This is a genomic window from Pseudomonas sp. GLN_2 (assembly GCF_043106005.1).
GTDB classification, from domain to species: domain Bacteria; phylum Pseudomonadota; class Gammaproteobacteria; order Pseudomonadales; family Pseudomonadaceae; genus Aquipseudomonas; species Aquipseudomonas alloputida.
This window is the reverse complement of record NZ_JBICMC010000091.1, coordinates 18,884-33,716: the sequence shown is the minus strand read 5'-3', so window position 1 is coordinate 33,716 and position 14,833 is coordinate 18,884. Positions and strand designations below refer to the sequence as shown.

Genomic DNA, 14,833 nt, shown 5'->3' with positions numbered 1-14,833 from the left:
GGTTACTGGTTGAGGCGTTTGTCGATCAGGCCCTGTACCACGCTTGGGTCGGCCAGGGTCGAGGTATCGCCCAGGTTTTCCAGCTCATTGCAGGCGATTTTGCGCAGTATACGCCGCATGATCTTGCCTGAGCGCGTCTTGGGTAGCGCTGGCGCCCACTGAATCAGCTCAGGCTTGGCGAAGCTGCCGATTTCCTTGCTGACCAGGGCCAGCAGCTCGGCCTTAAGCGTGTCATCTGGTGTCACGCCATTCATGGTCGTGACGAAGGCGTAGACGCCTTGGCCCTTGAGGTCGTGGGGGTAGCCGACCACCGCGGCTTCGGCCACGCTGTCATGCAGCACAAGTGCGCTTTCCACTTCAGCGGTGCCAATGCGGTGCCCGGACACGTTGATCACATCGTCGATGCGCCCGGTGATCCAGTAGTCGCCATCGGCATCGCGGCGGGCACCGTCGCCAGTGAAGTAGTAGCCGGGCAAGGGCTTGAAGTAGGTGTCGACCATCCGCTGGTGGTCGCCGTAGACACTGCGGATCTGCCCGGGCCAGCTGGCTTTGATTGCCAGCACGCCGGCGCCGGGGCCTTCGATCAGTTTGCCTTTTTCGTCCAGTAGCACCGGCTGCACGCCGAACATTGGCTGGGTAGCGCAGCCGGGTTTGAGTGACTGCGTGCCGGGCAGCGGGGTGAGCATGATGCCGCCGGTTTCGGTCTGCCACCAGGTATCCACAATCGGGCAGCGCTTCTGCCCGACCTCCTCGAAATACCATTCCCAGGCTTCCGGGTTGATCGGCTCGCCGACGCTGCCCAGCAGGCGCAGGCTTTTGCGTGAGGTGCCCTGCAGTGGCGCAGAGCCCTCGCGCATCAGTGCGCGCAGGGCGGTCGGGGCGGTATAGAAAATGTTCACCTGGTGCTTGTCCACCACTTGCCAGAAACGCGAGGTATCCGGGTAGTTGGGCACGCCTTCGAACATCAGCGAGATTGCGCCATTGGCCAGCGGGCCATAGACGATGTAGCTGTGGCCGGTCACCCAGCCGACATCGGCGGTGCACCAGAACACCTCGCCGTCACGATAATCGAACACCACCTTGAAGGTCATCGTTGCCTGCAGCAGGTAGCCGCCGGTGGTATGCAGCACCCCTTTGGGTTTGCCGGTGCTGCCGGAGGTGTAGAGGATGAACAGCGGGTCTTCGGCCTCCATCGGTTCTGGGGGGCAGTCGTCGCCGGCATCCTTCGTCGCTTCGTGATACCAGAGGTCGCGGCCCTCGGTCCACGCAACATCGCCGCCAGTGCGACGCACCACCAATACGCTACTGACCGCAGGGCAACTGGCCAGGGCCTTGTCGACGTTCTGTTTCAGCGGGATGCGTTTGCCGCCACGCACGCCTTCATCGGCGGTGATCACGGTGCGGCAGTCGGCATCGAGAATGCGGTCTCGCAGCGCATCGGGGGAGAAACCGCCGAACACCACCGAGTGGATGGCGCCGATGCGGGTGCAGGCGAGCATGGCAAAGGCGGCCTCGGGAATCATTGGCATGTAGATGCACACCCGGTCGCCTTTCTTCACACCGCGCGCTTTCATTGCATTGGCCAGGCGGCAGACCTGACGGTGCAGTTCGCGGTAGGTGATGGCCTTGGAGTCCTTGGGATCGTCGCCTTCCCACAGCAGGGCCGTTTGCTCGCCGCGCTGGGCCAGATGACGGTCGATGCAGTTGTAGCTGACGTTGAGTTGCGCACCGTCGAACCAGCGGGCCTTGCCGGTATGCAGGTCGCATTGCTGCACGCTTGACCAAGGCTTGATCCAGTCCAGACGTTTGGCCTGTTCGGCCCAGAAGGTGTCTGGGTCTTCGACCGACTGGCGGTAGAGGCGGCGGTAGTCTTCGGGGGTGAGGGCGGCGGACTGGCTGACGGCCAGGGCCTGGGGGTATTTGCGGATATCGAACATGGCGGGTGGTCCTGCTCTTGTAAGGGGCGATGGACTGCAACGGCTATTCGATAGGACAGTGTAGCTGGGAGCGGTGTTCAACCTGTGGCGGCCTCTTCGCGGGTAAACCCGCTCCTACGAAGTAACGCTGGTAGGCGGGTTTACCCGCGAAGAGGCCGGCACAAGCTCGGATCAACCGCGGTGACGGCCGCGGAAGTAGTTGATCAGGCCTTGGGTGGAACCGTCTTCGGCGCTGTCTTCCAGGCTACCGACCAAGCGCTGGTAAACGCCCTTGCCCAGCTCCTTGCCCAGCTCGACGCCCCACTGATCGAAGGCGTTGATACCCCAGATAACGCTCTGTACGAACACCTTGTGCTCGTACATGGCCACCAGCGCACCCAGCCGGCGCGGGCTGATGCGCTCGACCACCAACGTGTTGCTCGGGCGGTTACCCGGGATCACCTTGTGCGGGGCCAGCTTTTCGATGTCTGCTTCGTTGAGGCCTTTAGCGCGCAATTCGGCTTCGGCCTCCTCGCGGGTTTTGCCCAGCATCAGCGCCTGGCTCTGCGACAGGCAGTTGGCGTACAGCCACTGGTGGTGGTCGGCCACCGGGTTGAAGCTCACCACTGGCACGATGAAGTCGGCCGGAATCAACTGGGTGCCCTGGTGCAGCAACTGGTGATAGGCATGCTGGCCGTTGCAGCCCACGCCGCCCCAGATTACCGGCCCGGTGTCGGTCTTCACCGGGGTACCGTCTTGCAATACGCTCTTGCCGTTGGATTCCATGTCCAGCTGCTGCAAGTGCTTGGTGATGTTGCGCAGGTAGTGGTCGTACGGCAGGATCGCGTGGCTGTTCGCGTCCCAGAAGTTGCCATACCACACGCCCAGCAAGGCCAGTAGCACCGGCATGTTCTTGTCGAACGGTGCGGTCTGGAAGTGCTGGTCCATGGTGTAGGCGCCGGACAGCAGTTCCTTGAAGTTGGCAGTGCCGATGGCCAGGGCGATCGGCAGGCCGATGGCCGACCACAGCGAGTAGCGCCCGCCCACCCAGTCCCACATCGGGAAGATGTTTTCTTCGCGGATGCCGAACGCTACAGCAGCGGCCTTGTTGCTGGAAACTGCAATGAAATGGCGGTACAGCTCGGCTTCCGAGCCGCCTTGGGCCAGGTACCAGGTACGCGCGGCCATGGCGTTTTTCAGCGTCTCGAGGGTGTTGAACGACTTCGACGAGACGATGAACAGGGTGGTTTCGGCGCGCAGGTTGGCCGACAGCTCGTGGAACTCGCTGCCGTCGATATTGGCCAGGTAGTGGCAGCGCACGCCGCGCTGGGCATAGGGTAGCAGCGCTTCGGACACCAGCTCGGGGCCCAGGAACGAACCGCCAATGCCAATGTTGACCACGTCGGTGATCGGCTTTTCGCTGTAGCCGCGCCACAGGCCATCGTGAATGCGGCCGACCAGTTCGGTAATCTGGTTGAGCACCTTGTGCACTTCCGGCATGACGTTCACGCCGTTGACGCTGAGTTTGTCACCTACGGGCCGGCGCAAGGCGGTGTGAAGCACCGGGCGGCCTTCGGAGGCGTTGATGATCTCACCGCTGAACATCGACTTGATGGCGTCTTGCAGGCCCACTTCATTGGCCAGGCTGACCAGCAGGTCGCGGCTTTGCTCAGTGATCAGGTTTTTTGAGTAGTCGAGGAACAGGCCGCAAGCGCTAAGGGAAAACTGGTCGAAGCGCTTGGCATCGGCGGCGAAGGCTTCGCGCATGCTAAAGCTTTGCATGGCGTCGCGGTGTTTCTGAAGCGCCTGCCAGGCGGGCAGGGCCGTCACATCGTGGGGTGTACGGTAATACGCCATTGCGCGGGGTTCCCTTGGTGCGTGGTGAGGGCTTGGACACGGCAGTCGTTGCCGGGTTCAGGCTGGCACCATTATAGGCAAAGGCCACGTGCTGGGAATGGGTATGGCAGGGGGATTTTGGGGGCATTGCAAGCAAGCCCGCCCCTACAGGTAAACGTGCAGGAGCGGGCTTGCCCGCGAATGGGCTGTAAGGCAACCCAGGACCGTTATGCGGTCTTCTCTTCCACATGCAGGTAGAGGTTGTCGATCAACCGTGTGTTACCCAGGTAAGCCGCCGCAATCACCACCAGGTCTCGATCATCGATCATTGCCGGGCGCAAGCTTACGGCATGGCGTACTTCCAGGTAATCCGGGCGGAAACCCGCTGCGCTCAGTTGCGCCAGGCCTTCAGCGACCAGCGCGGCAAAATCCCGCTGGCCACGGCCGATGCCCGCTGCAATGTGCTGCAGTGTGCGGTACAGCGCTGGCGCAGCAGTACGCTGCTCTGGCGTGAGGTAGCCATTGCGCGACGACAGCGCCAAGCCGTCTTCGGCACGCACGGTGGGTTCGCCGATGATCTGGATCGGCATGTTCAGGTCGCGCACCATGGCGCGGATCACCGCCAACTGCTGATAGTCCTTCTCGCCGAACACGGCAAGGTCTGGCTGGACCATGTTGAACAGCTTGTTGACCACGGTGGCCACGCCCTCGAAATGCCCAGGCCGGCTGGCGCCGCACAGGCCTTCGGAAAGCTGGGGCACGCTGACGCGTGTTTGCACGCTCATGCCGTCGGGGTACATCTCTTCCACGGTGGGCGCGAACAGCAGGTTGCAGCCGGCCTGCACCAGGCGCTCCTGGTCGGCTGCCAGGGTGCGTGGGTATTTGTCGAGGTCTTCGTTGGCGCCAAACTGCAGCGGGTTGACGAAGATACTGGCGACCACGAAATCGGCGCGCTGGGCAGCCTTGGTCACCAAGGCCGCATGGCCGCTGTGCAGGTTGCCCATGGTCGGCACGAAACCGATGCGTTTGCCCTCACCGCGCGCGCGGGCCACTGCCGCGCGCAGTTCGCGGACGGTCTTGACTGTATTCATGCACTGAACCCGTGTTCGCTGCCTGGGAAACTGACTTGCTTGACCGCCTCGACGTAAGCGACGAGGGCGCTATGGATATCCGGTTGGCCCTGCATGAAGTTCTTCACGAACTTCGGTACCCGGCCGCTCAGCGACAGGCCGAGCATGTCGTGCAGTACCAGTACCTGGCCATCGGTGGCGCTGCCGGCGCCAATGCCGATTACCGGGATGCCAACGGCATTGGTGATTTCCGCCGCCAGCTCGCTGGGTACGCACTCGAGCAGCAGCATGGCCGCACCGGCCTGTTCCAGGGCAATGGCGTCGGCGCGCATCTGCCGGGCCTGGGCCTCCTGGCGGCCCTGCACTTTGTAGCCGCCCAGCACGTTGACGGTTTGCGGGGTCAGGCCCATGTGCGCGCACACCGGTACACCACGTTCGGCCAGCAAGCGGATGGTTTCGGCCAGCCAGGCTGCGCCTTCGATCTTGACCATGTGGGCGCCGGCCTGCATCAGTGTGGCGCTGTTGGCAAAGGCCTGCTCCGGCGTGGCGTGGGCCATGAACGGCAGGTCGGTGAGGATCAGCGCGCCGTCATTGCCGCGTTTGACGCTGGCGGTGTGGTAGGCCATCTCCGCCGTGGTGACCGGCAAGGTGCTGTCGTGGCCCTGCAGGACCATTCCCAGCGAGTCGCCCACCAGCAACACTTCAACGCCGGCCTGGCTGGCGACCTTGGCAAAGGTCGCGTCGTAGCAGGTCAGCATGGTGATTTTTTCACCCTTGGCCTTGAGGCCGTTAAGGGTGGTAAGGGTTACTTCAGGCATGTAGGAAATTCCTCGTTCAGGCGCTGTAAAAAACGACTGCATTCAACGCGTGTAGTCATCTTCCGGAGCGGCACATCATCGCGCGTGATGTTCGGGCACAGGTCCGTCCGGGCCTAAATACGGGTATGCGGCACTTTGGTGCCACACGGGACGCCTATAGTCGTGAGCGAGGTGGGGGAAGTCAATCACCCTGTTACCGCATTGTTACGATCAGGGTGTTACTGGCGTTACCGAGGTGGCAATGCAGGCTGGAACGCCCGGTCTACAGGCGTTCCAGGCCGACGAACGGGCATTCGTCGAGCAGTTGCGCGAGGGCACGACCATCGGCCAGGCGGAAATCGCCCGGTACCAGCTCGGCCAACGGATACAGCACGAAGGGGCGGGCATGCATGTGGTAATGCGGCACTTTCAGGCGTGGCTGGTCGAGCACCTGGTCACCGAACAGCAAGATATCCAGGTCCAGCGTGCGTGGGCCCCAGCGTTCCTTGCGCACGCGGCCCTGGTCGTTTTCGATGGCCTGCAGCGCATCGAGCAATGCCAGTGGTGCCAGGGCGGTGTCCAGGGCGGCGACAGCGTTGGTGTAGCGCGGTTGGCCGGGCAGCAGCGAATCACTGGTGTACAGGGCCGAGGCGGCTACCAGGCGCGTGGCTTCTACCTGGTCGAGCGCCTGCAAGGCGCTACGCAACTGCTCGGCAGGTGCGTCCAGGTTGCTGCCCAGGCCTACGTAGGCGCGAATGGTCACTCGAACGCCTCGTCGCCACTGCGCTTGCGTTTGCTGCCGCTGCGCTTGCGCTTGCGCGGGCCGGCACTGTCGTCACGGCTACCAAGCTCGCGGATCATCTCGCGGCGCTCGCTGTCGTTTGCGTCCTGGTAATCGGTCCACCACTTGCCCAGGTCGTCGGTTTCTTCCCCGGCGCTTTCACGCAGCAGCAGGAAGTCGTAACCGGCGCGGAAACGCGGGTTGTCCAGCAGCATGTCGGCGCGCTTGCCGCTGCGGCGCGGCAGGCGCTCCTGCATGTCCCAGATTTCGCGGATCGGCAGGGTGAAACGCTTGGGGATGGCAATGCGCGCGCACTGCTCGGCGATCAGGTCGTGGGCTGCACCGTTCATGGCCGGGATCGGCGGCACGCCCTGATTCTGCAGGTGCAGCACACGGGCCGGCAGAGCTGGCCAGAGCAGAGCAGCAAACAGGAAGGCTGGCGTCACCGGCTTGCCCTGCTTCACGCGCAGGTCGGTGTTGTGCAGTGCCTGGCTGATCAGCGTGTGGGTGTAGGTCGGCCGCTCGTCCAGCGCGTGGGCACTGGCCGGGAACAGCGGTTCGAACAACTCCAGGTCAACCAGCATTTCGAAGGCGATGGCACCTTGGCCGCTGAGGAACAGCTTGAGGCATTCCTCGAACAGGCGCGCGGGTGGAATCTCGCGCAGCATCGGGGCCAGGCCGCGAATCGGCAGGTAGGTGTGCTTTTCGATGCCAAAGTCGAGCTTGGCAGCAAAGCGCACCGCGCGCAGCATGCGCACCGGGTCTTCCTGGTAGCGCTGGGTCGGGTCCCCGATCAGCCGCAGCAGGCGATTGCGCACGTCGTGCACACCGTTGGCGTAATCGAGAATGCGCTCGCTGACCGGATCGTAGTACAGGGCGTTGATGGTGAAGTCGCGGCGTTGCGCGTCCTCTTCCAGGGTGCCGTACACGTTGTCTCGCAGAATGCGGCCACTGGCGTTATGCGACGAACGGTGGGCATCGCCCTGGTCGTCCTCGGAGTGGTGGGCGCGGAAGGTGGCGACTTCAATGATCTCACGGCCGAAATGCACATGGACCAATTTGAAGCGACGACCAATGATGCGGGCGTTGCGGAACTCGGCACGGACCTGTTCGGGGGTGGCGCTGGTGGCGACGTCGAAGTCCTTCGGCGTGATGCCCAGCATCAGGTCGCGGACACAGCCACCGACCAGGTAAGCCTGGTAGCCGGCGCTTTGCAGGCGCTCCACGATGTTCACCGCATGACGGCTGAACTGGTGGCGCTGCAGCGAGTGCTGGCTCTTGTTGATCACCTCGGGCGTGGTGCGCCTGTGGTGCGGGCCCGGTACGGGCGGGCGGAAAGACTGGAACAGCTTCTTCAGCATGGGATGCACTGTGTGAAGGAATGTTCGGCCAAGAATAGGAGAATGGCCGCATGATGGGCGGGGATTCTAGCATTTACTCGGGGAATGGTGTAGGCGGGTAGCAGGATGCCTGCCAGAAGGGTAGAAACGACAAGGGGAGCCTAAGCTCCCCAAGAAGTCGTTACGTGCTCTTATTGTTTTTTTGCTGGGCTTCTTGTTTTTGTTGAGTGCCCTGTCCACAAATCTCGAAGCTTGTGAACGACCCCCAAACCGGGGGTAAAGAGCAAACGGATTGCTTTGGCCGCTGATGACACGTTGATCTGTCGATCCAACCAGTTCAGGCGCTGCTTTTAGTGCAGTTTTTGTTGTTCTCTGCCTGGTTGTGGGGCAAGCCCCAAACACGCATCCTCTCCAAAAGAATCAGTTAGCTGCGCCTCCGCCATCTTGTTTTTATTGTGCGTGAGCCGTTTCGTCTTGTTCTTATTCTGAGTTGCAGTGCTTGTTATTGTTCTTGTACCAAACATATAGCAGGTGCCGTGCCAACTTTTCAAAACTCAGTAAAATCAAGGGGTTGGGCGGGTTCTGCAATTTTTGGCAGGTCGAAAATGTCGTAATTTCGTTACCGTACGCCTCGGGGACTGTTACGGCGGAAAGCTTGGGTAACAGATTTTTACGGGAGGTGAGGTGTTACCTGGGGTGTTCGCCGTGACACGTTCAGCGCCTGTGAGACCGAGCGCCGCGCGGGCGGCGCTCGGTCTCACCGACGCCGCATAGGCTACGGCGTGCGGTGCGCAGGTGGGTTATTCGCTGGTAGCGTTGCTCTTGCGCCGTGGGATGCCCAGGCGCTGGCGGCGTTCCCACAGGCACTTGCGGCTGACGCCGAGCTTGCGTGCCAGTTCGGTCTCGGTCATGTGGTCCTGGTGTTCAAGCACGAAGTGCTGGAAGTAGTCTTCCAGCGACAGGTCTTCGGTCGGCTCGTGGCTGGCATTGCCCGCGTTGGCCACCACCAGGGCATTGTCGAGGATGTCATCCTCTTCCAGGTCGCTCAGCTCGATGTCGATGCCCAGCAGCTCGGCGGAAATTTCTGCGCTCTCGCTGAGAATTACCGCGCGCTCCACGGCGTTTTCCAGTTCACGCACGTTACCGGGCCAGCTGTAGTGACGAATGGCTTGCTCGGCCTCGGCCGAGAAGTGCAGGTCGTCGCGGCCGATGCGAGCGCTCTGGCGGGCGAGGAAGACGTTGGCGATCTCGTTGACGTCGCTGCCCCGCTCACGCAGGGCCGGCAGCTTCAGGGCGATGACGTGCAGTCGGTAATACAAGTCTTCACGGAACTGACCGGCCTTGGCCAGGTTTTTCAGGTCGCGGTGGGTCGCGGCGATCAGGCGCACATCGACCTTTTGCGACTGCACCGAACCTACCCGGCGTATCTCGCCTTCCTGCAGCACACGCAGCAGGCGAGCCTGGGCTTCCAGCGGCAGTTCGCCAATTTCATCGAGGAACAGCGTACCGCCATCGGCGGCCTCCACCAAGCCGGCGCGCCCGGCGCTGGCGCCGGTGAACGCGCCTTTTTCGTGGCCGAACAGTTCGGATTCGATCAGCGTTTCGGGGATGGCCGCGCAGTTCACCGAGATCATCGGTGCCTTGGCCCGGCGAGACAGGTTGTGCAGGGCGCGGGCCACCAGCTCTTTACCGGTGCCCGACTCGCCCTGGATCAGCACATTGGAGTCGGTAGGCGCGACCTTGCGGATCTTGCTGTACATGTCCTGCATGGGCTGGCACGAGCCGATGATGCCGATCTCGCCATTGGCTGTTGCCGCGCTGCCTTTGTCGGACGGCGTAGCCTTGCCATTGCTGGCGCGTGGCTCGGCAGGCGGTGCAGCAGCGGGGGCGTTCTGCCGGTCACGCAGAATACGCGCTACTGCCTGCAGCATCTCGTCGTGGTCGAAGGGCTTGGCGATGTAGTCCACCGCGCCCATTTTCATCGAGTCCACCGCTGAGCGCAGGCTGGCGTAACTGGTCATGATCAGCACCGGGGTGCCTTGGCCGAGCTTGATCAGCTCAGTGCCGGGCGCGCCTGGCAGGCGCAGGTCGCTGACGATGAGGTCGAAAGTGGCAATGCTGAAGCGTTCCTGGGCTTCCTGCACCGAGCCGGCCTCGCTGACCTGGTACTGGTTCCGCTCAAGCAGGCGGCGCAGGGCCGAGCGGATGATGGTTTCGTCTTCGACGATCAGAATGTGCGGCATTGATTCAATTCTCTCGACGGTCTCGAATTTCAGGGGACGTCGCTACGACATGCCGGGGCAGGGTCACGCGGATCCGGGTGCCACGTTGCCGTTCGATATCGGCCGGGCTGTCGATGGTGATTTGCCCATAATGCTCTTCCACGATGGAATAGACCAGAGCGAGCCCCAGTCCGGTTCCTTCGCCCGGGTCCTTGGTGGTGAAGAAGGGTTCGAACAGGCGGTCCATGATGTTCTTCGGAATCCCGCTGCCTTCGTCTTCGACGATCAGGTCGACGGTGTGCTCGTTAACCTCGCTGCGCACGCGCACGGCGCTACCGGGCGGCGAGGCATCGCGGGCGTTGGAGAGCAGGTTGATCAGCACCTGGGCCAGGCGCTGCGGGTCACCTTCGGCCCAATGGTCCGGGTCGCAAAGGTTGAAGAACTGTACTTCGAAATTGCGCCGGTTCAACGCCAGCAGACCGATGGCATCTTGTGCCACTTCGGCCAGGCACACCGGTTCCTCGCTGTTCTGGTGGCTGCCACCGGCATGGGCAAAGCTCATCAGCGACTGGACGATGCGCGATACGCGCTTGGTCTGGTCAAGGATCTGGCTGGACAACTCGATGATTTCGCCATCGTCTTCGCGTTCCTCGCGCAGGTTTTGCGCCAGGCAGGCGATGCCGGTGATCGGGTTGCCGATCTCGTGGGCCACGCCGGCGGCCAGGCGGCCGATGCTGGCCAGGCGCTCGGAGTGCACCAGCTTGTCTTCCAGTGCCTGGGTTTCGGTAAGGTCTTCCACCAGCAGTACCAGCCCGCTGTTACCGGGGGCCAGTGGCTCGTCGATGGCTGCCTTGTGCAGGTTCAGCCAGCGCGGCTGGCCGTCCAGCGCCAGGCGCTGCTTGTGCAGGTGCTCGTCGGGCACGTTGATGAAGCCTTGCAGCAGGCCGCGCCAAGGCTCGTCGATGGTGACCAGGCGCGAGCCGACCACATGCTTGGCGGCGATGCCGGTGAGTTCTTCCATGGCCTTGTTCCACATCAGGATTTCCTGGTCCTTGGCCAGTGAGCAGACGCCCATGGGCAATTCCTGCAGGGTCTGGCGATGGTAGCGGCGCAGGGCATCGAGTTCGGCGGCCAGCCCGGTCAGGCGCGAGTGGTAGTCTTCCAGGCGGCTTTCGATGAAGTGGATGTCTTCGGTCACGTAGTTTTCGTTGCCGGACTTGTACGGCAGGAAAGTCTCGACCATGTCCTGGGCCACGCTCGGCCCCATCAGGCCGGACAAGTTGGCTTCGATGCGGTCGCGCAGGCGGCGAAGGGCATAGGGGCGGCGTTCGTCGAACGGCAGGTAGAGGTCGCGCAGTGCTTGCTCGACTTCCTTTTGCGCGGCCTTGGCGCCCAGCGGCTTGGCCAGCTGGGTGGCGAATTCCTGCGGCGAGGCGGCGTGCAGCTCGCGGCGCTGCGGACGGCGCACGTTATCCACGGCACAGGCTTCGGCCGCGCTGACCTCTTCGGTGCTGGCGTTGGTGAACAGTGAGATCAGGGTGAACAGCAGCACGTTGGCTGCCAGCGAGGCGATGGCTGCCATGTGCCAGCTGGTGTCGTCCAGCACATAGATCATGTCCACCAGCGGAATGTAGAAGCCCTGCAAGTTGCCGAGAAGTGGCAGCAGCATGGTCACCATCCACACCAGGGTGCCGGCCAGCAGCCCGGCGATGAAACCGCGGCGGTTGGCGGTTGGCCAGTAGAGCACCGACAGCACCCCAGGCAGGAACTGCAAGGTGGCGACGAAGGCGACGATGCCCAGGTTGGCCAGGCTCTGGTGGTAGTTCTGGCTCAGGTAGAACATGAAGCCTGCGGTGATGATGGCGACGATCAGTGCACGGCGGGTCCACTTCAGCCAACGGTAGATGTTGCCCTCGGCCGGCGGCTGGTAAAGCGGCAGCACCAGGTGATTCAGGGCCATGCCCGACAGCGCCAGGGTGGTGACGATGATCAGGCCGCTGGCTGCCGACAGGCCGCCAATGTAGGCCAGCAGTGCCAATGCCTGGTTGTTGGCGGCGATGCCCAGGCCCAGGGTGAAGTACTCGGGGTTGGTGCTGGCGCCCAGGCGCAGGCCGGCCCACAGCACCAGCGGCACGGCAAGACTCATCAGCAGCAGGAACAGCGGCAGGCCCCAGCTGGCGCTGACCAGCGAGCGCGGGTTGAGGTTTTCGGTAAAGGCCATGTGGTACATGTGCGGCATGACGATGGCCGAGGCGAAGAACACCAGCAGCAGGGTGCGCCATGGGCCTTCCTGCAGGGGGGTGTGCAGGGCGGCAAGGGCGGTCTGGTTCTGCAACAGCCAGACTTCCAGCTCGTGCGGGCCGCCGAATACGCCATACAAGGCATACAGGCCGATGCCGCCCAGGGCCAGCAGCTTGATCACCGACTCGAAGGCGATGGCGAAAACCAACCCCTCATGCTTCTCGCGCGTGGCGATGTGCCGCGAGCCGAAGAAGATGGTGAACAGAATGATCAGCGTGCAAAAGGCAAAGGCCACCCGGGCCTTGACCGGTTCACCGGTAAGGATGCTGATCGAATCGGCCACCGCCTGGATCTGCAGGGCCAGCAACGGGAGCACGCCAATCAGCATGATGATGGTGGTCAAGGCCCCGGCCCAGGTACTGCGGAAGCGGAAGGCCAACAGGTCGGCCAGCGATGACAGCTGATAGGTGCGGGTGATCTTGAGGATCGGATAGAGCAGCACCGGCGCCAGCAGGAATGCGCCAGACACCCCCAGGTAACAGGCAAGGAAGCCGTAGCCGTACTGGTAGGCCAGGCCAACCGAGCCATAGAAGGCCCAGGCACTGGCGTAGACGCCCAGCGACAGGGTGTAGGTAAGTGGGTGGCGAATGATCGAACGCGGGATCAGCCCGCGCTCGCTGATCCAGGCCACGCCGAACAGCACCATGAGGTACCCGGCGCTAATCAGGATCATCTGGGTCAGGCTAAAGCTCATCGGCATCTCGTTGGCTCTGCAGGATGAAGGTGACGACGATCAGGATCAGCCAGAGCAGGTAGGGGCGGTACCAGGCTCCGGTCGGTTCGATCCACCAGTCCATGATGGCCGGGGAGAACAGGTAGATTCCCACGACCAGAAGCAGGACCAAACGATAGATGTACATGCTGGCCTCGATGGTTGGGCGCTGCGGGCTTGAACTTATTATTGGCGCAAATGGCAGGGGGGATGCTAGCGGGAATCCACAGCGTTCGCCAAGGGTTTGAATTTACTGGGCTTTTGTTTTTGAGAGGTGGAATGAATGTGCCGGCCTCTTCGCGGGTGAACCCGCTCCTACAGGTAAAGCGTTGCCTCTAGGTTTATTGAGGACCCTGCGGGCGCGGGCGCGCCCGCGAAGAGGCCGGAAGGTTCAGCGCAGATCAGCCTCTGGCACGGTGGTCCGCTGCGCGATCGCTTCCGGCCGCCATTGCGTGCGCGCGACTGCCAGCACCTCTGCCGGCGTCGCCAACAGCAGTTCCGGGTCTGTCTCCTGCCCCAGCGCCCGCAATGCCCGCAGCAGCAGGGGGGTAGCATGCTCCGCCTGCAGTGGCGGCGAACGGTACGACTTGCCCAGCTTGTGCCCATCCGGCTGCACGATCAGCGGAATATGCAGGTAACGCGGCTGTGAGAAGCCCAGCAGTTCCTGCAGGTACAGCTGGCGCGGGGTGTTGTCGAGCAGGTCGGCACCCCGCACGATGTCGGTAACACCCTGCCAGGCATCGTCCAGCACCACGGCCAGCTGGTAGGCGTACAACCCGTCACGACGCTGGATGACGAAATCGCCCACCTCACGCCCCAGGTGTTGCTGGTACTCACCCTGCACTCGGTCGGTAAAGCGGTAGATCAGCTCTGGCACCCGCAAGCGGATGGCTGCCCCTTCACGGGCATGCCCGGCGTTGCGGCAAAAGCCTGGGTAGATGCCGTTGTAGCGTTCCAGCTGCTTGCGCGAGCAGGTGCATGCGTACGCCAGGCCCATGTTGAACAGGCGGTCTACCACGGCAGCATAGGCATCGTGGCGCTGGCTCTGGAATACCACTTCGCCATCCCAGTGCAGGCCATAACGTTCCAGTGTCTGGAGGATGGCATCGCGGGCGCCGGGCATTTCCCGGGGCGGGTCGGTGTCTTCCATGCGCAGCAGCCAGCGGCCGTTGACGGCGCGGGCATCGAGCCAGGAGGCGAGGGCGGCGACCAGCGAGCCGAAGTGCAGGAAGCCGCTGGGGGTGGGGGCGAAGCGCCCGATGTAGCTGGAGTCGGTCATGGTCAGGCTGGGCATATAAATGAAACGGGGCGCATGATGCGCCCCGTTCAGGTGGAAGAAAGATCAGCCTTTGCCGACCGTTTTTTCCTTTTTCTCGGCAATTTCCTTGCAGTCGAAGCACAGGTCGGCGGTAGGGCGGGCTTCCAGGCGGCGCAGGCCGATCTCGATGCCGCACGACTCGCACCAGCCGTACTCTTCGTCCTGAATCTTCTGCAGGGTTTTATCGATTTTCTTGATCAGCTTGCGCTCGCGGTCGCGGTTGCGCAGTTCGAGGGCGAATTCCTCTTCCTGAGATGCGCGGTCTGCGGGATCTGCGAAGTTGGCTGCTTCTTCTTTCATATGGTCAACGGTCTTGTCGACGCCGACCATCAGCTCTTGCTTCCAGCCAGTGAGGATCTTGGTGAAGTGCTTGCGCATGGGCTCACCCATGTACTCCTCACCCTTGGTCTCCTGATAGGGTGCAACCCCATAAAGATTCTGGTTGGCTTTTTGCTTTTCTAGGGTGGACATGAATAGACCGCCTCTCACTCATCTGATCCAATGCGCAGGATGCTCCATCTCCGGCGACCGCCGGCCCTG

11 protein-coding genes are annotated in these 14,833 nt (G+C 62.7%); all 11 read right to left on the bottom strand.

The genetic code is table 11. The annotated features are described in order from the left end of the window. Window positions 1-2: 2 nt before the first annotated feature. The gene (gene acs / locus ACF8Q6_RS23095) at window positions 3-1,937 is read right to left on the bottom strand and encodes an acetate--CoA ligase (protein ID WP_019752967.1); all 1,935 of its coding nucleotides are present in this window, start codon (window positions 1,935-1,937) and stop codon (window positions 3-5) included. Between the two features lie 171 nt (window positions 1,938-2,108). After that, complete coding sequence (gene pgi / locus ACF8Q6_RS23090) at window positions 2,109-3,773, bottom strand: glucose-6-phosphate isomerase (protein WP_012053741.1); 1,665 nt, start codon at window positions 3,771-3,773, stop codon at window positions 2,109-2,111. Window positions 3,774-3,979: 206 nt separating this feature from the next. Next, the gene (gene panC, locus ACF8Q6_RS23085) at window positions 3,980-4,843 is read right to left on the bottom strand and encodes a pantoate--beta-alanine ligase (RefSeq protein ID WP_121784085.1); all 864 of its coding nucleotides are present in this window, start codon (window positions 4,841-4,843) and stop codon (window positions 3,980-3,982) included. Then, window positions 4,840-5,640: a 3-methyl-2-oxobutanoate hydroxymethyltransferase gene (gene panB / locus ACF8Q6_RS23080; protein WP_392490138.1), complete on the bottom strand. Its 801-nt coding sequence runs from the start codon at window positions 5,638-5,640 to the stop codon at window positions 4,840-4,842. The genes panC and panB overlap by 4 nt, the downstream gene beginning before the upstream one ends. Before the next feature lie 262 nt (window positions 5,641-5,902). Next, entirely contained in the window at window positions 5,903-6,382 is a 480-nt protein-coding gene (folK, locus tag ACF8Q6_RS23075; RefSeq protein ID WP_010955348.1) for a 2-amino-4-hydroxy-6-hydroxymethyldihydropteridine diphosphokinase, read from the bottom strand. After that, window positions 6,379-7,761, bottom strand: coding sequence for a polynucleotide adenylyltransferase PcnB (locus ACF8Q6_RS23070; protein ID WP_392490137.1), 1,383 nt, complete (start codon window positions 7,759-7,761; stop codon window positions 6,379-6,381). Before ACF8Q6_RS23070 ends, folK begins: the two co-directional genes overlap by 4 nt. Before the next feature lie 779 nt (window positions 7,762-8,540). Next, a complete protein-coding gene (locus tag ACF8Q6_RS23065; protein WP_392490136.1) occupies window positions 8,541-9,983 on the bottom strand; it encodes a sigma-54-dependent transcriptional regulator in 1,443 nt (480 codons plus the stop codon). A 4-nt stretch (window positions 9,984-9,987) separates the two neighbouring features. Then, a complete protein-coding gene (locus tag ACF8Q6_RS23060; protein ID WP_019437283.1) occupies window positions 9,988-12,963 on the bottom strand; it encodes a sensor histidine kinase in 2,976 nt (991 codons plus the stop codon). After that, complete coding sequence (locus tag ACF8Q6_RS23055; protein ID WP_003250005.1) at window positions 12,947-13,123, bottom strand: hypothetical protein; 177 nt, start codon at window positions 13,121-13,123, stop codon at window positions 12,947-12,949. The genes ACF8Q6_RS23060 and ACF8Q6_RS23055 overlap by 17 nt, the downstream gene beginning before the upstream one ends. Window positions 13,124-13,366: 243 nt before the next feature. Further along, entirely contained in the window at window positions 13,367-14,254 is an 888-nt protein-coding gene (gluQRS, locus tag ACF8Q6_RS23050) for a tRNA glutamyl-Q(34) synthetase GluQRS (protein ID WP_003250007.1), read from the bottom strand. Between the two features lie 63 nt (window positions 14,255-14,317). Continuing rightward, window positions 14,318-14,764, bottom strand: coding sequence for an RNA polymerase-binding protein DksA (gene dksA / locus ACF8Q6_RS23045; protein WP_003250009.1), 447 nt, complete (start codon window positions 14,762-14,764; stop codon window positions 14,318-14,320). Between the last annotated feature and the right edge of the window lie 69 nt (window positions 14,765-14,833).